The sequence below is a fragment of the Kitasatospora sp. NPDC006697 genome (assembly GCF_042869935.1).
GTDB lineage: Bacteria > Actinomycetota > Actinomycetes > Streptomycetales > Streptomycetaceae > Kitasatospora.
The window spans coordinates 100,089-123,539 of record NZ_JBIAGU010000021.1; the positions used below are offsets into that span (position 1 = coordinate 100,089).

Sequence of the window (23,451 nt, forward strand, 5' to 3'; positions counted from 1 at the left end):
GACACCCGTGACCCGCCTCTGTGTTCATGTCCCGCACATGCCGACCACGAGTCAGCGAGCGCCGCCGCTCCCCGGAGCCGGCAGGTGCCCGCGAGAGAGGAGCAGTAGGTGCGGACTCGAACGGAAGGCCCGGGCAGACGCGCCGGAACGGTCGCCACCCTCGCCCTGGCGGTCTGCTGCGCGGGGGCCGCCGGACTGATCGGCCTCACCCCGGCGGCCACCGCGGCGGGCAGCACCGCCGGCGCCGGCAACAGCGGCGTCGGCGCGGGATTCTGGCACACCTCCGGCAGCCGGATCCTGGACGCGAACGGCAACCCGGTGCAGATCGCCGGCATCAACTGGTACGGCTTCGAGACCACCGACCAGGTGGCCCACGGACTCTGGAGCGCCGACTACCGCGCGGTCGTCGACGACATCAAGTCGCTGGGCTACAACACCATCCGGCTGCCGTTCTCCAACCAGCTGGTGGAGAACCCGGTGGTGCCGGCCAACCTGGGCTACTACGGCAACACCGGCCCGATCAACACGGACCTCAAGGGTCTCGACTCCCTTCAGATCATGGACCGGATCATCTCCTACGCGGGCCAGGACGGCCTGAAGGTGATCCTCGACGACCACCGCTCGGAGGGTGGCAACAGCGCGGAGCCCAACGGCCTCTGGTACACGGCCCAGTACACCGACGCGCAGTGGCTCGCCGACTGGGACACCGTGGCCAAGCGCTACGCGGGCAACCCCACCGTGATCGGCTTCGACCTGCGCAACGAGCCGCACACCCCCACCGGGGTCGCCTACGCGCAGGGCGCCACCTGGGGCAGCGGCGACCCGGCGACCGACTGGCGGCTGGCCGCCGAGCGGGCGGGCAACGTGGTGGTGGCCGACGACCCGGGCGCGCTGGTCTTCGTCGAGGGGATCAGCAACTTCCCGGACGCCAGTGCCGGCGGGGGCTACTCGACCGACTGGTGGGGCGGCAACCTGGACGGCGTCGCCCAGTACCCGGTGACCCTCTCCACGCCCGGCCATGTGGTCTACTCCGCGCACGACTACGGCCCGCAGGAGTTCGCCCAGACCTGGTTCAACTCCGCCACCACCGCGGCCAGTCTGGGCGCGGTCTGGGACAAGCACTGGGGCTACATCGCCAAGCAGGGCCTGGCGCCGGTCTGGGTCGGCGAGTTCGGCACCGGCAACACGGCGGCTTCGGTCTCCGACAGCACCGCGGGCTCCCAGGGGCAGTGGTTCTCCGGCCTGTTGAACTACATCCGCACCAACCAGCTCAGCTGGACCTACTGGGCACTGAACGGCGAGGACGCGTACGGGCTGCTGGACAGCCAGTACAGCCTCGCACCCGCCCTTCCGGCCAAGCAACAGGCCCTGGCGGCACTGGAGTTCCCGCTGCCCGGGGCAGGCTCCGGCCCGACTCCCACACCCACCGCCACGCCCACGCCGACACCCACCCCGACCCCGACACCCACCCCCACCCCGACACCCACAGCGACCCCGACCCCGACCCCGACGGCGACCCCCACCGGCAGCGCCTCCTGCCAGGTCACGTACACGCTGCAGAGCGAGTGGCAGGGCGGCTTCTCCGGCGTCGTGGCCATCAAGAACACCGGCAGCACCCCGGTCAACGGCTGGACGCTGCACTTCGGCTTCGGCGGCGACCAGAAGATCACCAACACCTACAACGCCACCGTCTCCCAGACCGGCGCCCAGGTCACCGCGACCGCCGCCGCCTACAACTCCGTCATCGCCCCGGGCGCCGGCACCAGCTTCGGCTTCCAGGGCACCTGGACCGCCAGTGACGCCGCTCCCACCGGTTTCACGCTCAACGGCTCCCCCTGCGCCTGACGCACCGCCACCCACGGCGCGCCAGCGCAAGCTCCACCCCCGCACCACAGCCCCACCCCCAACCCGCATGCTCCGAAGGGACCCGGTCATGCCCGTCTCCCCACCCGCCGTCCGCCTCCTGCGCCGGATCACCCGCGCCCGCACCGGCCTCGCCGCCCTGCTGCTCGCGGTCGGCTGCCTCACCCCGGCCACCCTCGCGGCCGCCTCCCCCGCCGCCGCCGCGGCCGGCACCGCCATCTGCACCCCGCAGGGCACCACGCCGATGAACAACGGCGAGTACACCCTCCAGGCCAACGAGTGGAACTCCTCCGCCCCGCAGTGCGTGACCCCGGGCACCGGCACCGCCTGGACGGTCAGCACCGCCGCCTTCAACCTCTCCACCAGCGGCGCACCCGCCACCTACCCCTCGATCTTCAAGGGCTGCCACTGGGGCTCCTGCACCACCGGCAGCAACCTGCCGATCCAGGTCTCCGACCTGGGCTCGGCCACCTCCTCCTGGAGCACCGAGCAGCCCGCGAGCGGGGCCTACGACGTCGCCTACGACCTGTGGATCAACTCGACGCCCACCACCACCGGCCAGCCGGACGGCACCGAGATCATGATCTGGCTGAACAGCCGCGGCGGCGTGCAGCCGTTCGGCGGCAAGACCGGCACCTCCACGGCCGCCGGGCACAACTGGGACGTCTGGACGGGGCAGCAGACCTCCTGGAAGATCATCTCCTACGTCTACCAGGGCGGCACCACCGCCGTCTCCGGTCTGGACGTGGCGGCCCTGATCCGCGACGCCGTCTCCCGCGGCGAGGTCAACCCCCAGCACTACCTGATCGACGCCGAGGCCGGCTTCGAGATCTGGCAGGGCGGCCAGGGCCTGGCCACCGACGCCTTCTCGTTCGCCGCCACCGCCGGCACCGGGGGTGGCGGCGGCGACACCACGCCGCCCAGCACGCCCACCGGCCTCGCCGTGACCGGCACCACGAGCAGCGGCGCCTCGCTCTCCTGGGCCCCTTCGACGGACAACGTCGGCGTCACCGGCTACACCGTCTACCGCGGCGGCACCCAGGTCGGCAGCACCACCGGCACCAGCTTCACGGACTCCGGGCTGAGCCCCTCCACGACCTACAGCTACACCGTCACCGCCCATGACGCGGCGGGCAACACCTCGCCCGCCTCCGCCGCGGTCTCCGCCACCACCACCGGGTCCGGCGGCGGGGGCGGTTCGGGCTGTTCCGCCTCGTACACCGTCTCCCAGGACTGGGGCAACGGCTTCAACGCCAACGTGACCGTCACCGACACCGGCACCGCCCCGATCAAGGGCTGGCGGGTCAGCTGGACCTGGCCGGGCAACCAGGCCATCGGCAACCTCTGGAACGGAGCCCTGACCACCAGCGGCAACCAGATGCAGGTCTCCGGCCTGGGCTACAACTCGGCGCTGGGCGCGGGTGCGAGCACCAGCTTCGGCTTCGGCGCCACCTACTCCGGCAGCAACACCGCACCCACCCTCACCTGTACCGCCTCCTGAGCCACCGGCACCACCAGCACTACCAGCACTACCAGCACCGCCGGCCCCGTGCACGCCACGGGGCCGGTGGTTGCCCCGCCAACCGGCAGGCGGATCGAATGCGTGCGCGAGGGGCGTGAATCGCTGGTAGGTTTCGTGCCGTGCCGAAGCTCAATCAGATCATCGCAGTGGAGAAGGGCGTCAAGTCCAAGTCCTTCCAGGAGTTGACGCAGGCTCATCACGACCTGCAGAAGCCGGCGTTGCTGGCCGGGATCTCCCGACCTACCAGCCGAAGGACGAGGAGGGCGAGCAACTGCCGCCCGAGTCCACCCGGGTGCAGGTCAAGGCCGAGGACGTGCTGCGCAGCACCGCCAAGACGCTGACCCGCCTCTTCGACGTGACCGCCACCAAGGACTGGGCCAACCTGGCCGCCCGCGCCGACGTGGTGGTGGACGGCGCGGTGCTGCTCCCCCAGGTGCCGGTGACGTACCTGCTCTTCCTCGAGAAGCAGCTCACCGACCTGCACACCTTCGTGCGCAAGCTGCCGGTGCTGGACGCCTCCGAGTCCTGGAACGTCGACCCCTCCAGCGACTCCTGGAAGACCGACGCGGTCCGCACCATCCGCACCAAGAAGGTGCCGCGCAACCACGTCAAGGCCGAGGCGACCGAGAAGCACCCGGCGCAGGTCGAGGTCTACTACGAGGACGTCGCGGTGGGCTACTGGACCACCGTGAAGTTCTCCGGAGCGCTGCCCGCCCGCCGGGTCAACGAGCTGCTCGACCGGGTCGAGAAGCTGCAGCAGGCCGTGAAGTTCGCCCGCGAGGAGGCCAACGGCACCGAGGTCGCCGACCAGCGGGTGGGCGACGCGGTGTTCGGCTACCTGTTCCGGTAGCCGCCATGGACGCCCCCCGTGAGAGCGGGGGGTGCGCTGGAGAGCGCAAGCTGAAACTGAAACGTTGAAGCTGATCCGGGGTATCGGTTGGGGGTTCGAATCCCTCCCCCGGCACATCGTGCCGGGGTGGCCCAAGTCCGGCAGAGGCGGGCCCCGTCAATCTCAGACTCTCGCTCCAGTCTCAGCATTCGCCGCCGAACGCCGGATCGACCGGGTGCGGGCGATCATCGACGGATACGGGTTCAAGTCCCGTCTGAGCCTCTCTCCTGGCTCGGTAGTTCAAAGGCAGAACACGTCGATTTCAGCATGACCCGCACTCTTCAACGTGCCGGTGTGAGCAATTGGGTGGCACTCCAGGGGCCCGGGAGCTGGATATCGCTCCCGGGTCCCGTCACGTTCCCGTCCTCCCGCCGCGGTCGGTCCGCCGGCGTCACCAGTCCGCTTCGCGGTAGTCCTTCAGGAAGACGCCGGAGACCGGGGCCCCCGCCTCCCCGCGCACGATCGGGTCGTAGATCCGCGCGGCGCCGTCGACCACGTCCAGCGGGGTCCGGAAGCCGTGGGCGGCGATCCGGCCGCGCTTGGGCGCGGGGTTCTCGTCGGTGATCCAGCCGGTGTCCACGGCGCACATGTGCACGCCCTGGGCGGCGAGGTCGGCGGCGCTGGTGCGGGTCAGCATGTTGAGCGCGGCCTTGGCCATGTTGGTGTGCGGGTGCCGGCCGGTCTTGTTGCGGACGGCGAAGCGGCCCTCGACGGCCGTGACGTTGACGATGTAGCGGCGCGGTCGCGGCGAGGCCAGCAGCAGCGGCAGCAGCCGGTCGCAGAGCAGCGCCGGGGCGACCGCGTTGACCAGCTGGGCCTCCAGCAGCTCAGCCGGGTCCAGCGAACCGAGCCGGGCCGACCAGGAGTTCTCCGCCGCCGGGTCGGGCGACAGGCCGGCCTGGTCCACCTCGGTTCCCATCGCGCCGATCGCACCGAGCCCACCGAGCGCACCGAGCGCACCGACGGTGTCGGGGGCGCCGAAGTCGCCCGCCGTACCGCCAGCCCCCGGGGCCGCGGCCGACAGCACCCGCACACCGCCGTGCAGCCCCTCCCGCTCCCTGGCCACCAGCAGCGCGTACGCCTCCGGCGGCCGCCGCAGGGTCTGCGCGGCGTTGTTCACCAGGATGTCCAGCGGCCGCCCCTCCTCCTGCAGCCGCTCGCACAGCCCGAGCACCTGGCGCGGGTCCCGCAGGTCGATGCCGACCACGGTGAGCCGGTCCAGCCACTGCGCACTGCCCTCGACGGCCCGGAACCGCCGCACCGCGTCCTGCGGGAAGCGGCTGGTGACGATCAGTTCGGCCCCGTCGCGCAGCATCATCAGCGCGAGCTGGAACCCGATCTTCACCCGCCCGCCGGTGAGCAGCACCCGACGGCCCGTCAGGTCGGTGCTCAGCCCGCGCCGCGCGGTGTTGTCGGCGGCGCACCCCGGGCAGAGCTGGTGGTAGAGCGCGTCGACCTCGCGGTAGAGCTCCTTGCACACGTAGCAGCGCCGCGGCTTGTGCAGCTCCCCCAGCGCCGCGGCCCGCTGGGCGGGCAGCTGCAGCGGCGCGTCGGCGATCCGGTCCAGGGCGCCGGCGGCGGTGGCGGCGAGCAGCGCGGCATCGCCCGCGGCCGCGGCGGCCCGGCGCTCCTTCCGGCGGCGGTTGCGGCCCTCGCGGACCAGCACCGCCGCCGCCTTCTCCGCCCGCACCCGCACCGGGTGGTCGACCGGCAGCTCGCGCAGCCGGTCGACCGTGCGGGCGTAGGCGGTCAGCTCCGCCTCGTCGAACTGTTTCTCGAGCCGTTGCACCGACCCTCCCGAACCCCTCGTAGTGATGGTTCCGGCCGGGGGCGCGCCCGACCCGGTCGACCCTGCGGCCGCCGCGCCTGCCTGCGCGTTCTCGCCCGGCCGGATGGAGGGGATGCTAGTGCGCCCGCTTCCCGCCCGCCGAACGGATTTTCACACCGCCGCTGCGGCAGCGGCCCGTACGGGGACCGCTCACCCGCGCGGCGCCAGCCGGTGCCCGCCGAGACCACGGCCACCCGTTCTCCGCGCACCCCGGCCCCTCTCCACCACGCGCCGTCATGTCCCGTGCCAGCGTGGCGCGGCACCGCTCGGCGGGGAACCCAAGTGGCCGGGACCGCGTGTCGGACCGTCAGGCCGCCGCCGCGTACAGCACGTCGCGCAGCCCGGGCAGCGCCTCCCGGTCGGTCCGCCAGACCAGCCGCAGCAGCAGCTCGGGCGGCACGGCGGTGGCCGGCGGCAGCCGGACCAGGCTGCCCTCCGCCAGGTCCTCCTGGACGGCGAACTCGGGCAGCAGCCCCAGCCCGAGACCGCGCTTGACGCAGGCCCGGACCACGGCGACGCCGCCGCTGCGGACCCGCTCCACGCTGTCGCCGAAGAGCCGGCGGCCGGCCAGGTGGAACGAGCAGGCCGGGGTGTTCACCAGCAGCCGCTCGCCCGCCAGCTGCTCGGTCCGCACCGGCCCGCCGGTGGCGAGCGGGTGCCCTGGCTGGGCCACCAGGACCAGCGGCACCCGCTCCAGGTCGAGGTGGTCCAGCGGCGCCGGCGGCAGGGCGAAGCCGAGCTCGCCGAGCGGCCCGGCGGTGTCCAGCAGCAGCGCGGCGGCCAGTTCGCCCGAGGCGACGCCGCCGAGCAGCACGTCCCGGGCGCCCTCGGTGTGCAGCGAGACGTCCAGGTCGGGCCGCCGCTCGGCGAGCCGGGCCAGGATGGCGGGCGCGTGGGTGGCGGCGATCGTCTCCAGCGCGCCGAGCCGCAGTTCCGGACGGGCCTCGCGCACCTCGCGCCGGGCCTGCTCGGCCTGGTCGAGCAGCCGCCGGGCCCAGGGCAGCAGCCGCCGACCGGCCGCGGTGAGGCTCATGCCGCGCGGGGCCCGGTCGAACAGCACGGTGTCCAGGTCGCGTTCCAGCGAGCGGATCTGCTCGGAGACGGAGGAGGGCGCGAGGCCGAGGGCGACCGCCGCGTCGGTGACGGTGCGGTGTGCGACCACGGCTTCGAAGGTGCGCAGCTGGCGCAGTTCCACGGCATCCCCCGGAGCGTTCGGTTTCTCCGAATGCTACCTGCGGTCCGGCCGGTGGAGCGGGTCCCGGGCCCTCCGGCAGAGTGCGGTGGTACCGACTGATCATCCGTCAGGAGTCCACGATGTCCACCGCCGTCCGCCCCGTCCCCGACGCCTCGCCGGCTGCCGCGCCGCCGCCGGGCCGCACCCGCGCGCTGCTCGGCATCGCGCTCGGCTACTTCATGGTGCTGCTCGACACCACGGTGCTGGCCGTGGCCGAACCCGACCTGGCCCGCTCGCTGGGCAGCTCCACCGCCGGTCTGCAGTGGGCGGTCACCGGCTACAGCGTGGCGTTCGGCGCGCTGCTGCTCTCGGCGGGCGCGGTGGCCGACCGGTACGGGGCGCACCGGGCGTTCCGCTGCGGGGTGGCGCTCTTCGGCCTCGGCTCGGCGCTGAGCGCGCTGGCGCCGAACCTGACCGTGCTGGTGGTGCTGCGGGCGCTGCTCGGCGCGGCCGCGGCGGCCTGTGTGCCGGCCAGCATGGCGCTGATCACCCGGCTCTTCCCGGTGCCGGCCGAGCGGGCCCGGGCGGTGGCGGTCTGGGCCGCCGTCAGCGGGTGCGCGATGGCCTTCGGGCCGCTGGTCGGCGGGGCGCTGGTGGGTCTGGCGGGCTGGCGGGCGGTGTTCTGGGTGAACCTGCCGCTGGCCGCCGTGGTGCTGCTGCTGATCGCCGGGCCGGGCATCCGGGTGCCCGGCGGGCGGCGGCGGATCGACTGGTGGGGGCAGTCGGCGGCCTGCGCGCTGCTGGCGCTGGTCACCGACGCGCTGATCGCGGCGGGTTCGGGCCGCTGGGCGCACGCCGGGTGGTCGGGCGCCGCCGCGCTGCTGGCGGGGGCGGCGTTCGCGGCCCGCGAGCGGCGCAGCCCGGCGCCGGTGCTGGCGGCCGCGGTGCTGCGGGCGCCGGGGATGCGGCCGGTGCTGCTGGCGGGCGCGGCGGTGAACTTCGCGATGCTCGGGGTGCTCTTCCTGCTGCCGCTGCTGCTGCAGCGCACCCTGCACCTGTCGCCGGTGCTGGCCGGGGCGGCGTTCCTGCCGATGACTCTGCCGCCGGGCTTCAACCCGCTGCTCACCGGTCGGCTGGTGGCCAGGGTCGGCCCGTGGCGTCCGGCGGTGGCCGGGCTGGGACTGCTGGCGGCGGGCTGCCTGGTCTTCGCGCTGGCCGTCTCGCTGGGCACGCCCTACCCGCTGCTCGCGGTCGGGCTGCTGGCCGCGGGCTTCGGGGTCTCCTTCGCCCTGCCCGCGCTGGTCACGGCGGTGCTGAGCACGGCGCCGGAGGGCGCGGCGGGGGCGGCGGGCGGCCTGCTGAACGCCTCGCGCCAGGTCGGCGCGACGCTCGGGGTGGCGGTGCTGGGCGCCTTCGCGGGCAGCACCGGCGGCACGGCGGTGGCGCTGCTGCTCCCGGCGGCGGCCTGCGCGGCGGCGGGCGCGGTGCTGGCCCGGCGGGTGCGCTGAGCTCAGCGCACCCGGCCGATCCCGCCGTACACCGAGACGTGCACCGGGTCGGGCAGTCGGTCCGCCGGCTGCTCCGGCCGCCAGCGCGAGACGATCTCGATGCCGGGCTCGACCAGCTCCATCCCGTCGAAGAAGGCCGCGAACTCGTCCCGGCTGCGGGCGGCCAGCGGCACCCCGGAGGTGCGGTAGCTCTCCACCAGCCGCCCGGTCTCCACCGGGTCGAGGTCGCCGGTCAGGTGGGTCATCGCCAGGAAGCTGCCGGCGGGCAGCGCCGCGGTGAGCTTGCGGACGGTGCCGTACGGGTCCTCCGAGTCCGGCACGAAGTGCAGGATCGCGACCAGCATCAGCGCCACCGGCTGCGAGAGGTCCAGCACCTCGGACAGCTCCGGCGCGCCGAGGATCGCCTCCGGCCGGCGCAGGTCGGCGTCGATGTAGCGGGTGCGGCCCTCGGTGGAGCTGACCAGCAGGGCCCGGGCGTGGGCGAGCACGATCGGGTCGTTGTCCACGTAGACGACCCGGGCCTGCGGGTCTATCGACTGGGCCACCTCGTGGGTGTTGCCGGCGGTCGGGATGCCGGTGCCGACGTCGAGGAACTGGCGCACGCCGTAGTCCTGGACCAGGGTGCGCACGGCCCGGCCGAGGAACCGCCGGTTCTCCCGGGTGGCGACCCGGACGTTCGGCCAGCCCTGCTCGGCGCGGTCGGCGGCGGCCCGGTCGGCGGGGAAGTGGTCCTTGCCACCGAGGTAGTAGTCGTACATCCGGGCCGGGTGCGGCCGGTCGGTCTGCAGGGCGGCGCGCTGGTCCTCCTCGGACCGGAACGTCGTCATCCAGCTGCCTGCGCTCCCGGTCATCCGGAACCCCTCCGTGCGGTTGATCCTACGATCTGTCAGCCTACGACAGGCTGATCATTCTGCCCACGCCCCCTCCGCCGGTCCAGACCGGGATCGTTCCTGATCAGGCGTCATACCGCAGCCCGGGCGTGCTGTCCGCCGGAGCACTTCGGGTTCCGGCACTGTTCGCCCAGTCTTCGGTCACGGTCCGCCGGGCCTTCGCTCCGGCCCGAGAAGACTGTCCCCCGCACACCTCCGGAGCGACCCCCAGGAGACGAGTCCTGCCATGAGCAATCTCAATCGCCGCCGTTTCATCCAGCTGGCGGGCGGGACCGCCGCCTTCTCCGCGCTCTCCGCGAGCATCGCGCGCGCCGCCGAGATCCCCGCCAACCGCCGCACCGGCAGCCTGCGGGACGTCGAGCACATCGTCGTGCTGATGCAGGAGAACCGCTCCTTCGACCACTACTTCGGCACCCTGCGCGGCGTCCGCGGCTTCGGCGACCCGCACCCGGTGGCCCAGCCGAACGGCAAGGCGGTCTGGTACCAGTCGGACGGCAAGAAGGAGGTGCTGCCGTTCCACCCCACCGCCGAGAACATGGGCCTGCAGTTCCTGGAGGACCTGCCGCACGACTGGAACAGCGGCCACCGCGCCTTCAACCAGGGCAAGTACGACCAGTGGGTGCCGAACAAGTCGGCCACCACCATGGCCTACCTGACCCGCGAGGACATCCCGTTCCACTACGCGCTGGCCGACGCCTTCACCATCTGCGACGCCTACCACTGCTCGCTGATCGGCCCGACCGATCCCAACCGCTACTACATGTGGTCCGGCTACGTCGGCAACGACGGCAAGGGCGGCGGCCCGGTGATCTCCAACGCCGAGGCGGGCTACGCCTGGACCACCTACCCGGAGCGGCTGGAGCAGGCGGGCGTCTCCTGGAAGATCTACCAGGACATCGGCGACGGCCTGGACGCGGCCGGCGGCTGGGGCTGGATCGAGGACGCCTACCGCGGCAACTACGGCGACAACTCGCTGCTCTACTTCGACCAGTACCGCAACGCCAAGCCCGGCGACCCGCTCTACGACAAGGCCCGCACCGGCACCGACGCCAAGGCCGGCGAGGGCTTCTTCGACCAGCTGAAGGCGGACGTGCTGGGCGGCAAGCTGCCCCAGGTCTCCTGGGTGGTGGCGCCCGAGGCCTTCACCGAGCACCCGAACTGGCCGGTCAACTACGGCGCCTGGTACATCTCCCAGGTGCTGGACGCGCTCACCGCCGACCCCGAGGTGTGGAGCCGCACCGCGCTGCTGATCACCTATGACGAGAACGACGGCTTCTTCGACCACGTGGTCCCGCCGTTCGCCGCCGGCTCGGCCGCCCAGGGCGGCTCGACCGTGGACACCACCGGCGAGCAGTTCCAGCCGGCCGCCGGCGACTCCTCGCTGGCCGGTCCGTACGGCCTCGGGCAGCGGGTGCCGATGTTCGTCGTCTCGCCGTGGAGCAAGGGCGGCGCGGTCTGCTCGCAGACCTTCGACCACACCTCGATCATCCGGCTCATCGAGCAGCGGTTCGGCGTGCACGAGCCCAACATCTCGCCCTGGCGCCGCGAGGTCTGCGGCGACCTGACCGCCGCCTTCGACTTCCGGCACGCGGACGCCGGGGTGCCCGGCCTGCCGGACACCAGCGGCTACCTGCCGCCGGACAAGATCCGCCACGCCAGCTACGTGCCGGTCCCGCCGACCGACCCGGCGCTGCCCTCGCAGGAGCCGGGCCTGCGCACCGCCCGCCCGCTGCCCTACGACCTGGCCGCCGACGGCGCCGCGGCGGCCGACGGCCGGCTGCGGATCGGCTTCGCCAGCCACGGCCGGGCCGGCGCGCAGTTCCTGGTCACCTCGGCCACCCAGCCGAACGGCCCGTGGACCTACACCGCCGGTGCGGGCCGCGAGCTCTCCGGCGAGTGGCAGCTGGCCGCGGGCGCCTACGCCTTCACGGTGCACGGCCCGAACGGCTTCCTGCGCGAGTTCCACGGCACCGCCGGCAGCACCGGCCCGGAGCTGACGGTGCACCACGACGGCAACTCCGCCCAGGTCCGCCTGGAGCTGCGCAACGACGGCGCCACCCCGGTCGAGCTGACCGTCACCGACGGCTACGGCAACGACCACCAGGCCCGCTACCACCTGCGCCCGGGCGGCAAGGCCACCCACACCGTGCACGCCAACCGCAACCACGGCTGGTACGACGTGACGGTCGGCCGCGACGGCGACGCCGGCTACCTGCGCCGGATCGCCGGGCACGTGGAGAACGGCGCGGCCAGCTTCAGCGACCCGGCGCTCGGCTGCGACCGGTAGCCCGGCCCGGCCCCTGGCCGGACAGGTCGATAACCGGTTCACCGCCCGCCGCCTCCCCGCTAGCATGACCAGCGCGGAGGCGGCTCCGCGGCGAGCTTCCTTCTCCCTTCCTGCAAAGAACCCAGCGCGCCCACTCTCCGCCTCCGCACCACCGTTTCCAGGCCCGGCAACCGTGCCCCGGGACCGTCCCCGGAGGAGTTGACCGGCCATCAGCAGCACCGCGCGCACCACCACCGCCCTCATCACACCCACCGAGGACGTCGAGGGGCTGCTGCTCCGTGAACTCGGCACGGTCTACCTGCACGCCCCCGCCACCGGCGGCACCGAGCACCTGGCGCAGAACACCGCGGGCCTGATCGCGCTCGAAGCCGACCTGGCCCTGCGCGGCCACCTGCTCGCCGCCGACCTGCGCGCGGCGCTGCGCGGACTCGCACCCACCGACCTGGCGCTGCACGGCATCCGGCTGCTCGGCCGGGTCGACCTGCGGATCGGCGCCGACCGGCCGCACCAGCCGCTCTTCCGCGACTTCCCGGACAGCGTGCCGTCCTACGCCCAGCGGTTCTACTCGGGCCGGATGACCGCCTTCCTGCTCAGCCAGCCGGTCCAGCCCTGCATGCTCTGCGGCACCACCGGACGGATCGGCGCGCTGGCCACCTGCGGCCACCTGCTCTGCCCCGACTGCCTGGACCGCCGCGCCGCCGACGGCGTGCCGGACGCCTGCCCGCTCTGCTGGCAGCCCTACCTGCGGGCCAAGCCCTACGCCCCGCCGGAGCGCGGCGGCGGCCGTCCGGCCGAGGAGGTGCGGCGTGCCGTCCACCTGCTCGGCGACGGCACCCTGCGCCCGCTGCGGCTCGGCGGCGGCCCGGCCGAACAGACCGCCGACGCCCGCGAGCTGCTGCTGCGCCTGCTCGCCCGGACCACCCCGCTCAACCCGCAGGACCGCGCCGACCTGGCCGTCCTGCTGCCGCACGCCCCGGGCGCGCCCGCCGACTGGCTGCCCGCGCGGATCCCGGTGCGCGAGACCAAGGCCGCCGTGCTGGCCGCGCTGCTGCGCGCCGAGGCCACCCGGGCCGCGGCCGTCGAGCTGCTGCCCGCACAGCTCACCACCGCCACCGACCTGCTGCGGCTGCTCTGGGCCTGGTCCGGCGCGGACGCCGACCTGCTGGCGCCGCCGCCCCGGCTGGCCGCGGTGCCGCGCCCGCTGCGCCGGGCACTGCTGGCCCGGCTGGACGCCTTCGATCCCTCGCTGCTCCGGGAGGACCTGGGCCGGCACCGGCAGGCCTGGCTGCGGGTCGGCGAGCTGCTGCACCCCGGCGAGCACCGGGCCCGGTTCGGCAACGCCGCTCGCGCCTTCGACGCCCTGCGCGGGGACGCGGCCGCGCTGCCGCCAGGCTTCGCCGCCCGGGTGGAGCAGGCCCTCGCGGCGGGCGACCCGGACGCGGCGACGGCGCTGCTGCTGACCCGGCCCGGCGAGCTGGTCCGCCGGCTGCACCACCTGCTGCGGGTGCAGACGGAGCGTCAGGACCCGGCCGTGCTGCCCGCCGGACTGGCCGAGGGACTGCCCGGGGCGCTGCGCGCGGTCGCGCCGGGCCCGCTGCTCGGCGCCTGGGGCCGGCTGCGCGGGCCCCGCGAGCCGGGCGAACGGCGGGCGTACTTCCCGCGCGGGCGGATCACCAAGGTGTACGGCCGCGACGACTGGGGCGCGCCGGTGCCCGCCGAACTGGCCGACCCGGTCGCCGGGCTGATCGAGGCGGAGCTGCTGCGCCGCGCCGCCCACGGGGTGCCGGTGGAGACCGCGCTGCTGGACGAGGGGCTGGCCGACCTGACCGTGCCGTTCGCCGAGCGGGCGCTCTCCAAGGCGCTGGTCGCGGTGCCGCGCGGCAGCGTCCAGCCGGTTCCCCCGGCGGCCCGGGTGCGGCTCTTCGTGCACTGGGTGCAGCCGGCCGGGGTGCGGGTGGACCTGGATCTGTCGGTGGCGTTCTTCGGCGCGGGCTGGGAGCCGATGGGGCAGTGCGACTACACCCGGCTGGTCTGGGGCGACCGGGCCGCCGTGCACTCCGGCGACTACACCGAGGCGCCCGCCCCGGCCGGCGCCACCGAGTTCGCCGACCTGGACCTGCCGCGGCTCGCCGCCGCCGGGGTGCGGTACGTGCTGCCGGTGGTGTTCAGCTACAACGACATCCCGTTCGAGGAGCTGCCGAAGGCCTTCGCGGGCTTCATGGCGCTCGCGCCCGACGACACCTCCGGCGGCCCCTACCACCCGGACGCCGTCCGGCAGCGCTTCGACCTGGCCGGCGACGCCCGGGCCTGCCTGCCGATGGTGGTGGACCTGGCGGAGGGCCGCGCCCACTGGACGGACGTCAACCTCTCGGCGAGCGGCGGCCTGCACAACGTGGACCGGCACGGCCGGCGGCTGGGCCTGCTCGCCTCCGACCTGCTGGCCCACTTCGGCGGCGGCAGCCGCGCCACGCTCTGGGACCTGGCCCGCTGGCGCGCGGCCGGCACGGCGCGCGAGGTGCTGGTCCGCTCCCGCGACGGCGCTTCGGTGCGGGCGTACCGGCGGGGTGACGGCGAGTCGGCCGGCTCCTTCGCCGGCCGGATCGGCGGTCTCGACGCACCCTCGACCCCGCTCGCCCCCGTCACCGCGTCGCCGGCCTTCCTCGCCCTCGTCCACGGCGACCTCCCGGCGCCCGGGGCCACCGGTCAGGCCTACCGCCTCTACCCGGGCGCGCTGGACGAGTCCGCCGGCCTGACCCGCCTCGCCGCGGGCGACCTGCTCGCCTCCTTCGACGTCCCCGGCAGCGCGGCGGTGGTGATCGACGTGCTGCGCGCCTTCACCGTGGCGGCCCAGGCCTTCGCCCAGGGCGCCGAGCGGATCGTGCTCGCCGACTCCCTGGACCAGGCGCTCGCCCTGAAGGCGCGTCACCCCGACTGGCTCGCCATCAAGGACGGCGCGCCCGCGGACGGCTTCGACTCCGTCAACTCCCCCGGCCACCTGCGCGCCCTCACCCTCACCGGCCGCACCCTGATCCAGAAGACCACCAACGGCACCGTCGGCGCCCACGCCTCCCGCGACGCCACCCTCCTGCTCTGCGCGAGCTTCGTCACCGCCGCCGCCACCGCCGACCTGCTCCGCACCCGCGGCCTCACCCCGCACTTCGTCATCACGGGCGACGACGGCACCGCCCCGGAGGACCGCGCCTGCGCCGACTACATCACCGCCCTCCTCGCCGACCCCGCCGCCTCCCCCGCCCCCTACCTCACCGAAGCCGCCACGGCCCCCCACGCCGCCACCCTCGCCGAGGGCGTGCGCCGCGGCTACCCCGGCATCCACCCCGACGACGTGCCGCTCTGCCTGACGGCGGAGCAGTACCCGTTCGCCCTGGTGGCGACGGAGGAGGCGGGCCTGTTGACGCTCCGTGCCGTCACGGGTGATCACTGTCCACCAGCCCCCGGGCGTCGTCGAACAACCTGCTGACACCGAGCGTGGGGGCCGACCGGCCGGGCGGCCCCCACGGTCGGGCGGCCGTCTGCGGCAGCCCTGGTTGGTGTCCTTCCACTCGCCGTTGAGCGGGTCCTTGCTGATCTCGCACGAAGCGATGTTGTAGCCACCGCTCGCCGACGCCTGCGAGATCGTCCGGCCGTCGACCTGCAGCTCGCAGGAGACCTTCCCGCCGCCCTGGAGCTGCGCGGAGATCGAGTAGTACAGCGGGTTCCCGAGAGGCTGGCTGATGCTCATCGGGGAGTGGCCCTGGTTGGACGAGCCGGCGGACCCGTATTGGACGTCGGCGTTCGCGGCACCACTGACGATGAAGGTCACGGTGTGGTGGGTGGCGGGGGCGCTCGCGGGCGGCGCGGCCGCGGCCGCGCTGGTCGCGGGCGCTTCGGGCACCGCGGGCGCCGGGGTTTCGGAGGCGGCCGGGGCGGGTGCGTCCACGGCGGGGGCGGCAGCAGCGGGAGTGGTCGCGCTGGAGGTGGACGGGACGGCGGCGGCTGTAGTGGTACCGGACTTCTTGTCCACGGCAGCACCGATCGCCCCGATGAGGACGACGACGCCGACCGCTCCCAGGCAGCCGAGGCCGACCTTCTTGCCGGCGCCGCTCTTCTTCGGCGGAATGGGTTGCTGCCCCCAACCGGGGCCGGGCTGCTGTGGCGGCTGGCCCCAGGCGGGGGACTGGTTCGGGGCAGGGGTGGACATGCGCTGATCTCCTCAGGACGGAACAGAGATCAGCAGACTGTCAGTCAGATCACCTTGTACGTAGGGGAGTTGCGAAGCTGTGATGCTACCGTCGGGTCAGTCCCACCCTCCCGGTCCGGCCGATCCATGACATCCCCCCGCTACACCGGCACCTCGATGTCCGCGAACTTGTGGCAGGTGTCCGCCCATTCGCCGGCCGGGACGGAGTCGCGGGTGACCGTGGCGCCCGCGTAGGCGTAGGTGTGGCCGGATTCCTGGAAGACGGTGCGGAGGATCTTGGAGAGGGCCAGGCGGCCGGGTTGGATGCGGCCGACCAGGCCGTGGTAGGCGCCGGCGGGGAAGGGGAGCGGGGCGGGCGGGGTGGCGGGGGCGGGGAGGGCGGCGCGGAGCAGGTCGGTGAGGGAGGCGTGGTCGGCCTGGACGGTGAGGACGGTCATCAGGTGGCGCAGCCGGTGGCGGTCCAGGACGGTGGGGCCGGCGCCGACCACCGCGCCGAGGCGGCGCAGGGAGCGGCGCCAGGCGGTGAGGGTGGAGGCGTGTTCGGCGAGGATCTTGTGGTCGCGCAGGAAGGCGGCGGCGGCTTCGCGGTCGGCGGTGCCGAGGTGGCGGCGGGGGTGGGTGCCGGCCAGGCGGTAGGAGCGGAAGGCGGCGAGGTTGCCGTGGACCAGCAGTTCGGGGCTGTTGCCGGACATCTGGAAGCCGTCGTGGCGGATGTGGAAGAGGCGGCAGGTGGGGTTGGGCTGCGGGCCGGTGAGCAGCAGCCGGCTGAGCGGGAAGGCCGGGGCGATCTCGATCCGGCGGGCGACGGTGCAGCGGCGCTCGGGGTCGCCGCCGATCCAGTCGAGGGCGTCGCGGACGGCCTGTTCGTAGGCGGGGCGGCCGGTCTCGTCGGTGCCGTCCAGGGGTGCGGAGCGGGCGGCGGCGAGGTCGGCCGGGCGGACCGCGTCCCAGTCCCGGCCGGGGCGTCCGCGCAGCACGGTGGGGCCGGTGCCGTCGACCTGGAAGAGCAGCCGGGGCAGGCAGAGCCAGCTCGCCGGGTAGCCGGGCCGCGGGGCGGCGGGGTCGTGCGGGCGCAGCAGGTCGGTGGAGAGGTGGCCGAGCACCGGGGCGCCGGCCGCCTGGTCGAGGAAGTCGGTGACGGAGCGCCAGGGATCGGGGTCGGCCGGGTCGAGGGCGAGCCGGGCGCTGCTGCCGACGCCGACCAGGAAGGTGTCCGGGCCGCCGTAGACCACGAGGTCCTCGTGCGGGTCGGCGTGCTCGGCCAGGGCATGGGCCCAGGCCCGGGCGGTGGTCACCAGGCGCGCGCGTTCGGGGAGAACGTGGAGGTCAGTCATGTGCGATCGAGTACCCAGAGTGACCGGAGCCAACCGTACGCATCCACCGCATCCCCCGAACGCAGTACGTGCGCAGACGATCGAACTGACTGGCAGTCAGCTCCTCATGCCCCGTCACACCCCGGTCACGCCACCGCCGCTCTCCCGTCACTCCCCCGCCGCGCCCGCCTCGCGCCCCCGCCGCACCGGTGTGACCCTGCCCCTATGACCACGCACGCCGAAAGTCAGCAGAGCGCACCGCCCGTCCTGGACGTGCGCCAGCGCAACATCGTCTTCGGCACCATCGTGCTCGGCATGCTGCTGGCCGCCCTCGACCAGACCATCGTCGGCACCGCGCTGCCGACCATCGTCTCGGACCTGGGCGGCGCCTCGCACATGTCCTGGGTCGTGACCTCCTACCTGCTGGCCGAGACGGTGGCCACCGCGCTGGTCGGCAAGTTCGGCGACCTGTACGGGCGCAAGCTGGTCTTCCAGGTCTCCGCGATCGTCTTCATCACCGGCTCCTTCCTCTGCGGGCTGGCGACCGACATGTCGCTGCTGATCGCCTGGCGGGCGCTGCAGGGCGCGGGCGCCGGCGGACTGATGGTCACGTCGATGGCGCTGATCGCGGACGTCATCCCGCTGCGCGAGCGCGGCAAGTACCAGGGGGCGATCGGCGCGGTCTTCGGCGTGGCGACGGTGATCGGCCCGCTGCTGGGCGGCCTCTTCACCGACCACCTCTCCTGGCGCTGGGCGTTCTACGTCAACGTGCCGATCGCGATCGTGGTGGTCTTCGCGGCGGCTCGCACGCTGCCGGCGGTGAAGTCGGTGGTCCGGCCGGTGGTCGACTACCTGGGGATCGGCCTGGTCGCGGTCGGCGCGAGCGCGCTGATCCTGGCCACCAGCCTGGGCGGCAACCAGTTCGCCTGGGGCTCTGCGATGATCATCGGACTGTTCGTCGGCGGGGTGCTGGCACTGGCCGGCTTCTGCTGGGTGGAGACCCGCGCCGAGCAGCCGATGCTGCCGATGCGGCTCTTCACCACGCCGGTCTTCGCGGTCTGCTCGGTGCTGAGCTTCATCGTCGGCTTCGCGATGCTCGGCGCGATGACCTTCCTGCCGACCTACCTGCAGTACGTGGACGGCGACTCGGCCACCGTCTCCGGCGTGCGGACGCTGCCGATGGTGCTCGGCCTGCTGATCGCCTCGATCTTCAGCGGCAACGTGGTCAGCAAGACCGGCCGCTACCGGATCTTCCCGATCATCGGCTCGCTGGTGATGGCGGTCGGGCTCTACCTGCTCTCGCTGATGAAGCCGGGCACCGGCACCTGGCTGGCCTCGCTCTACATGTTCGTGCTCGGCGCCGGCATCGGGCTCTGCATGCAGGTGCTGACCATCGCCGTGCAGAACACCGTGGACTACGCGGACCTGGGCACCGCCACCTCCGGCGTCACCTTCTTCCGCACCATCGGCAGCTCCTTCGGCACCGCCGTCTTCGGCACCATCTACACCAACACCTTGAAGACCAACCTGGGCAAGGGCGTGCTGGAGTCGGCCCGGCTGACCGGCGCCGACCCGGCCACGCTGGCCAGGGCCGCGCAGAGCCCGGAGGGCCTGCACCGCCTGCCCGCCGACCAGGCCGCGCCGATCATCTCGGCCTACTCGGACACCCTGCACACCGTCTTCCTGTGGACGGTGCCGGTGGCGCTGCTGGGCTTCGTGGTGGCGCTCTTCCTCAAGCAGGTGAAGCTGCGCGACAGCGCCCGGGCCGGCTCCACCGACATGGGCGAGGGCTTCGCCCAGCCGACCGGCAGCGACGCGCTGCAGCACCTGGAGTACAGCGTGGCGCGGATCATCCGCCAGGTGGACCTGGACACGGTGCGCGGCATCGTCGCCGGGGCCGACACCCGGGTGGACCTGGCGGGGGCCTGGGCGCTGATGGAGGTCGAGCTGCTGACCCGGGTGGTGGGGCACGCCCGGCTCAACCTGATCGCGGCCCGCAAGCGGATTCCGCCGGAGGTGCTGGAGCCGGTCTTCGACCGGATGGTGGCCGAGGGCTACCTGAACCGCCGGGAGGACTTCCTGGACCACACCCCGGCGGGCGAGGCGGAGGCCCGGGCACTCACCCGGGCCTGGTCGGACTGGCTGAACGCCGAGCTGGAGGCGGACGTCGGCCGCCCGCGCAGCGCCGAGCTGCGGGCGGCGGTGGACAGCATCGCCAAGCGGCTGCTGGCGGAGGACCTGGCCAACGGCATCCCGTCCGGGAACGGTGCGCACGCGGTGCAGCGCGCGGGGTAGGGCGCGGGGTAGAGCGCGGGGCACGGAGCGGGGTGGAGCGCGAGGCAGGGCGCCCGGGAGCGGGTCCGCCGCCATCAGCTGACGGACCGTCAGCCGGACCGTATGGTGGTGGGCGGCTAGCCTGCCCACGCCCTGCGCTCAGCCGCGAACGAGCCCCGCCTGGCCGTCCCGTCGCCCGAGAGGACCCGACCGGTGCCCGCACCCGCCTCCCCCTCCCCCGAGTTCGCCCGCCGGGCCGCCGAGGCCGACGCCCGCACCGCCGAGTGGTGCCGCGACCGCGGTCTGCTCCCCGACCAGGAGACCGAGCGGCGGTTCCGGCTGGCCCGCTTCGGCAGCCTCGCCGCGCACACCAACCCGTCCGCGGACGCCGCCTCGGTGGTGATGCAGGCGAAGTGGCTGGGCTGGTACTTCCTGCTGGACGACCGCCTCGACTCCTCCGCCGACCCGGCCGGGGACAGCCACCGGCTGCTCGCGGCCCTGGGGACGGCGCTGCACACCGGGCGGGCGGAGCACGACTCGCCGTTCGTCGCGGCCTTCCTGGAGCTGTGGGACGGGTCCGACGGGCCGTCGGCCGACCCGGTCCGCGACCGGTTCGCCCGGCACCTGGAGGAGTACCTGGCCGCGCTGGTGCGGGAGAACGCCGAGCGCCGCTCGGGCCGGCAGCCGGACGAGCGGGAGTACGTGGTGCAGCGCCGGATCACCGGGGCGATCCGGGAGAGCCTGGACGGCGCCGACCACCTGGCCGGCTGCTCACTGCCGGACGAGCTCTTCGACCACCCCTGGCACCACCTGCTGCTGGACGCCGCCTCGGACGTGATCAACTGGACCAACGACCTGGCCTCCTGGCGCAAGGAGCTGTACGGCGGCGAGGTGCACAACCTGGTGCTGCTGGTGGCCCGGAACGCTGGCGCGCCGTACGAGGCGGCGGCCGCCGAGGTGCACCGGCGGATAGCGGTGCGGACCCGGGAGTTCGAGGCGCTGGCGGCGGTCCCGCCGCACCCGCTGTTGGCCCGGCGGGCGCAGGCCCTGCGGGACTGGATCGCCGGCTTCGATGCCTGGCTGCGGGAGACCGCCCGCTACCTGACGGACCACGGGGCGGCCTCGGGCTGACGGTGCCGGTCTGACGGATGGTCAGTCGGCCTCCGGGCCGGGCCAGCCGGCCACGCCGACGCACACCTCGTTGCCCTCCAAGTCGGCGAGCACCCAGTGGCCGGGCGCGTGGGCGTCCGTCACCAGCCGGCCGCCGGCAGCGAGCGCGGCCTCGATCCGGGCCTCGGCCCGGTCGTGCGGCACCCAGACGTCCACGTGCATCCGGTTGCGCTGCGGGCGCGGCCGGTCCATCGGCTGGAAGTAGAACGGCGCGCCGCGGCGCCGCGGGTCGAGCAGGTCCTCGCCGCTGTCGCCGCGGTCGCGGTAGTCGAGCACGGCGCGCCAGAACGGCAGCGTCTCGGCGGTGACCAGGGCGTCGACGGTGACCTGCACGGTCTGCACGGCGGTCGGGTCGGCCGCCAGCCCGAGCTCGCGGGCCAGCGCGGAGATCCGCCGGGCGAGCTCGACGTCGCGCTCGGTCATCCCGTAGTAGCCGGCCGCCACGGTGATCAGGCGGACCGTCACCCCCTCGGCCCGCAGGTCGAGGTCCGGGCGGCCGGGCCCGGTCCCGGGCAGCTCGGCGACGGCCTGCGCGAACCGGGCTCCGGCCGCCAGCGAACCGGCCCGGAACACGGTGCAGGCCCCCTCGCCGAGCACCCGCCAGTCCGAGGTGCCCTCGGCCAGGTGGAACTGGCGCGCCCTGATTCCGTCAGTGATCTCGCTCATGGTCGCACTCCCACGCGTTGCTACCGGCCCGTAGGGGAGGTTACCTGGGCGCACGTCAGGAACCGGGCACCAGGAGGTCCAAGGCATGGCAGTACGAGTGGAACGGCACGGACCGGTGACCGTGGTGGTGCTCGACCGGCCCGAAGTCCGCAACGCCGTCGACGCGGAGCATGCCGCTCTGCTCACCGAGGCGTTCGAGCGATTCGACGCCGACCCGGCGGCGGCCGTCGCGGTGCTGCACGGCCACGGCGGCACCTTCTGCGCGGGCGCCGACCTCAAGGCGGTGGCCCGCGGTGAGGCGGTGGTCGGCGCCCCCGGTGAGGGGCCGGCCGGGATGGGGCCGACCCGGCTGCGGCTGGGAAAGCCGGTGATCGCCGCCGTGGAGGGGCACGCCGTCGCCGGGGGCCTGGAGCTGGCGCTCTGGGCCGACCTGCGGGTGGCCGCCGCCGACGCGGTCTTCGGCGTCTTCTGCCGCCGCTGGGGCGTGCCGCTGATCGACGGCGGCACCGTGCGGCTGCCGCGCCTGATCGGCGAGTCCCGTGCGCTGGACCTGATCCTCACCGGCCGCCCGGTCGACGCCGAGGAGGCCCTCCGGATCGGGCTCGCCAACCGCCTGGCCGCCCCCGGCCGGGCGCTCGCCGACGCGCTGGCCCTCGCCGGGCAGCTCGCCGCCTTCCCGCAGACCTGCCTGCGGGAGGACCGCCTCTCCGTCCTGGAGCAGCCCGGCCTGCCGCTGGACGAGGCACTGCGCAACGAGTGGCGGCACGGCGAGCGCTCGCTCGCCGCCGGCGCCGCCCAGGGCGCGGCCCGGTTCGCGGCGGGCAGCGGCCGGCACGGCAGCTTCGATCCGCCTACCGACCCCGCTCAGCCCAGCGGCTGACTGACCGTCACCACGGCACCTCCCCGTTGTCGTCGAAGAAGCCGCCGCTGGGGCCCTCCGCCTCGGGCGGCAGGGTGGCGAGCCGGACGGCGACGGCCGCGCCCTCGGCCGCGGTGCGGGTGATGCTCTCGGCGAACGGCAGGCCGTTCACGAAGTCGGTGGCGCAGGCCCCGGGGGCTACCGAGTTGACCAGGATCCGGTGCGGCCGCAGCTCCTTGGCGTACTGCACGGTGAGCGCGTTGAGCGCGGTCTTGGACGGCGGGTAGGCGGCGAACGGCGGCCTGCCGCCGACCGGGCTGGCCGGGGAGCCCAGCCAGCTGAGCGAGCCGAGGCCGCTGGAGACGTTGACGATCCGGGCCGCCGGGGAGCGCCGGAGCAGCGGCAGCAGGGCGTTGGTGACGGCGAGCACGGCGAAGACGTTGGTCTCGAAGACCTCGCGGAGCACGGCGACGCTGGTGGTGCTGGGCGTCTGCTCCTGCAGCGGGCCGGAGATACCGGCGTTGTTCACCAGCACGTCGAGCCGGCCGAAACTGGCCTCGACCCAGGCGGCCGCGGCGGCGATGTCGGCCGGGTCGGTGACGTCCAGTCGGACGTGGTGGATCCGGCCGCCGGCCGGCCCGGGTTCGGCGGCCGGTTCGCCGGGCGGTTTGCGCGAGCCCGCGAGCACCGTGCAGCCGCGGGCGGCGAGTTGGGCGGCGATCTCCCGACCGATACCGCGGTTGGCACCGGTCACCAAGGCGATGGTCTCTGTCATGGGTCGAGTGGACCACCGCCGGGGCAGGGCTGACCAGACCAGTTCGGGTATCGGTGCATACCCGAACTGGTAGCGGGCTCGCACCGATCGGCTGATCCCCACGGCCCCGCCCGGCGTGCCATGATGAAGGATTGGGCAGTGGCACAGCGGGCGGGTGAAACGGCTCCCGGCCGGCCGCGCGCTCCGCCGTTCCGCACACGGCGCAGGAGGAGGCCCATCAGGCCACCTGATCCCG

The 23,451-nt window shown here is 74.1% G+C and carries 14 protein-coding genes and 1 pseudogene; 9 read left to right on the forward strand and 6 right to left on the reverse strand.

The genetic code is table 11. The features are described 5' to 3' along the window. Positions 1 to 108 precede the first annotated feature (108 nt). The 3 genes and pseudogenes from ACFYNO_RS26765 to ACFYNO_RS26775 all read left to right on the forward strand — a co-directional run bounded on the left by ACFYNO_RS26765 (position 109) and on the right by ACFYNO_RS26775 (position 4,235). Positions 109 to 1,845: a cellulase family glycosylhydrolase gene (locus ACFYNO_RS26765; protein ID WP_388017578.1), complete on the forward strand. Its 1,737-nt coding sequence runs from the start codon at positions 109 to 111 to the stop codon at positions 1,843 to 1,845. An 88-nt stretch (positions 1,846 to 1,933) separates the two neighbouring features. Further along, a complete protein-coding gene (locus ACFYNO_RS26770) occupies positions 1,934 to 3,364 on the forward strand; it encodes a cellulose binding domain-containing protein (protein WP_388017581.1) in 1,431 nt (476 codons plus the stop codon). 140 nt (positions 3,365 to 3,504) lie between these two features. Then, positions 3,505 to 4,235, forward strand: a pseudogene (locus ACFYNO_RS26775) (hypothetical protein). A gap of 430 nt (positions 4,236 to 4,665) precedes the next feature. Here the strand turns inward: ACFYNO_RS26775 and ACFYNO_RS26780 are convergent. Continuing rightward, positions 4,666 to 6,063: an SDR family oxidoreductase gene (locus tag ACFYNO_RS26780; protein ID WP_388017584.1), complete on the reverse strand. Its 1,398-nt coding sequence runs from the start codon at positions 6,061 to 6,063 to the stop codon at positions 4,666 to 4,668. A gap of 346 nt (positions 6,064 to 6,409) precedes the next feature. Then, positions 6,410 to 7,297 carry a LysR family transcriptional regulator gene (locus tag ACFYNO_RS26785; RefSeq protein WP_388017587.1) on the reverse strand — a complete coding sequence of 296 codons (888 nt, stop codon included), beginning with the start codon at positions 7,295 to 7,297 and terminating at the stop codon, positions 6,410 to 6,412. 119 nt (positions 7,298 to 7,416) lie between these two features. Between ACFYNO_RS26785 and ACFYNO_RS26790 the strand changes: the two genes are divergently transcribed. Continuing rightward, positions 7,417 to 8,784, forward strand: coding sequence for an MFS transporter (locus ACFYNO_RS26790; protein WP_388017590.1), 1,368 nt, complete (start codon positions 7,417 to 7,419; stop codon positions 8,782 to 8,784). Between the two features lie 2 nt (positions 8,785 to 8,786). Here the strand turns inward: ACFYNO_RS26790 and ACFYNO_RS26795 are convergent, their stop codons facing one another. Next, complete coding sequence (locus ACFYNO_RS26795) at positions 8,787 to 9,635, reverse strand: SAM-dependent methyltransferase (RefSeq protein ID WP_388017593.1); 849 nt, start codon at positions 9,633 to 9,635, stop codon at positions 8,787 to 8,789. Positions 9,636 to 9,900: 265 nt separating this feature from the next. Here ACFYNO_RS26795 and ACFYNO_RS26800 point away from each other — a divergent pair, with 265 nt between their 5' ends. Both ACFYNO_RS26800 and ACFYNO_RS26805 read left to right on the forward strand, forming a co-directional pair. Beyond that, entirely contained in the window at positions 9,901 to 11,961 is a 2,061-nt protein-coding gene (locus tag ACFYNO_RS26800; protein ID WP_388017596.1) for a phosphocholine-specific phospholipase C, read from the forward strand. Between the two features lie 538 nt (positions 11,962 to 12,499). Further along, the gene (locus ACFYNO_RS26805) at positions 12,500 to 15,439 is read left to right on the forward strand and encodes a 2-phosphosulfolactate phosphatase (RefSeq protein WP_388017599.1); all 2,940 of its coding nucleotides are present in this window, start codon (positions 12,500 to 12,502) and stop codon (positions 15,437 to 15,439) included. Positions 15,440 to 16,299: 860 nt separating this feature from the next. On the opposite strand, the gene ACFYNO_RS26810 is transcribed toward ACFYNO_RS26805, so the two are convergent. Beyond that, positions 16,300 to 17,493, reverse strand: coding sequence for a chorismate-binding protein (locus tag ACFYNO_RS26810; RefSeq protein ID WP_388017602.1), 1,194 nt, complete (start codon positions 17,491 to 17,493; stop codon positions 16,300 to 16,302). 204 nt (positions 17,494 to 17,697) lie between these two features. Here ACFYNO_RS26810 and ACFYNO_RS26815 point away from each other — a divergent pair, with 204 nt between their 5' ends. Together ACFYNO_RS26815 and ACFYNO_RS26820 are read left to right on the forward strand one after the other, a co-directional pair. Then, a complete protein-coding gene (locus ACFYNO_RS26815; RefSeq protein WP_388017605.1) occupies positions 17,698 to 19,767 on the forward strand; it encodes an MDR family MFS transporter in 2,070 nt (689 codons plus the stop codon). A gap of 192 nt (positions 19,768 to 19,959) precedes the next feature. Beyond that, positions 19,960 to 20,877, forward strand: coding sequence for a hypothetical protein (locus ACFYNO_RS26820; protein WP_388017608.1), 918 nt, complete (start codon positions 19,960 to 19,962; stop codon positions 20,875 to 20,877). A gap of 21 nt (positions 20,878 to 20,898) precedes the next feature. Here ACFYNO_RS26820 and ACFYNO_RS26825 read toward each other — a convergent pair whose 3' ends face one another. Further along, on the reverse strand, positions 20,899 to 21,582 hold the full coding sequence (locus ACFYNO_RS26825; RefSeq protein WP_388017611.1) for a VOC family protein: 684 nt from the start codon (positions 21,580 to 21,582) through the stop codon (positions 20,899 to 20,901). 85 nt (positions 21,583 to 21,667) lie between these two features. On the opposite strand from ACFYNO_RS26825, the gene ACFYNO_RS26830 reads away from it, so the two are divergent. Continuing rightward, a complete protein-coding gene (locus ACFYNO_RS26830; protein WP_388017614.1) occupies positions 21,668 to 22,462 on the forward strand; it encodes a crotonase/enoyl-CoA hydratase family protein in 795 nt (264 codons plus the stop codon). 7 nt (positions 22,463 to 22,469) lie between these two features. Here the strand turns inward: ACFYNO_RS26830 and ACFYNO_RS26835 are convergent, their stop codons facing one another. Further along, positions 22,470 to 23,216 carry an SDR family NAD(P)-dependent oxidoreductase gene (locus tag ACFYNO_RS26835; protein ID WP_388017617.1) on the reverse strand — a complete coding sequence of 249 codons (747 nt, stop codon included), beginning with the start codon at positions 23,214 to 23,216 and terminating at the stop codon, positions 22,470 to 22,472. Positions 23,217 to 23,451: the final 235 nt, after the last annotated feature.

Coding starts and splice junctions, on each gene's coding strand:
- ACFYNO_RS26770 (WP_388017581.1), top strand. CDS start 1,934: ATGCCCGTCTCCCCACCCGCCGTCCGCCTCCTGCGCCGGATCACCCGC.
- ACFYNO_RS26825 (WP_388017611.1), bottom strand. CDS start 21,582: ATGAGCGAGATCACTGACGGAATCAGGGCGCGCCAGTTCCACCTGGCC.
- ACFYNO_RS26800 (WP_388017596.1), top strand. CDS start 9,901: ATGAGCAATCTCAATCGCCGCCGTTTCATCCAGCTGGCGGGCGGGACC.
- ACFYNO_RS26810 (WP_388017602.1), bottom strand. CDS start 17,493: ATGACTGACCTCCACGTTCTCCCCGAACGCGCGCGCCTGGTGACCACC.
- ACFYNO_RS26795 (WP_388017593.1), bottom strand. CDS start 9,635: ATGACCGGGAGCGCAGGCAGCTGGATGACGACGTTCCGGTCCGAGGAG.
- ACFYNO_RS26790 (WP_388017590.1), top strand. CDS start 7,417: ATGTCCACCGCCGTCCGCCCCGTCCCCGACGCCTCGCCGGCTGCCGCG.
- ACFYNO_RS26815 (WP_388017605.1), top strand. CDS start 17,698: ATGACCACGCACGCCGAAAGTCAGCAGAGCGCACCGCCCGTCCTGGAC.
- ACFYNO_RS26835 (WP_388017617.1), bottom strand. CDS start 23,216: ATGACAGAGACCATCGCCTTGGTGACCGGTGCCAACCGCGGTATCGGT.
- ACFYNO_RS26830 (WP_388017614.1), top strand. CDS start 21,668: ATGGCAGTACGAGTGGAACGGCACGGACCGGTGACCGTGGTGGTGCTC.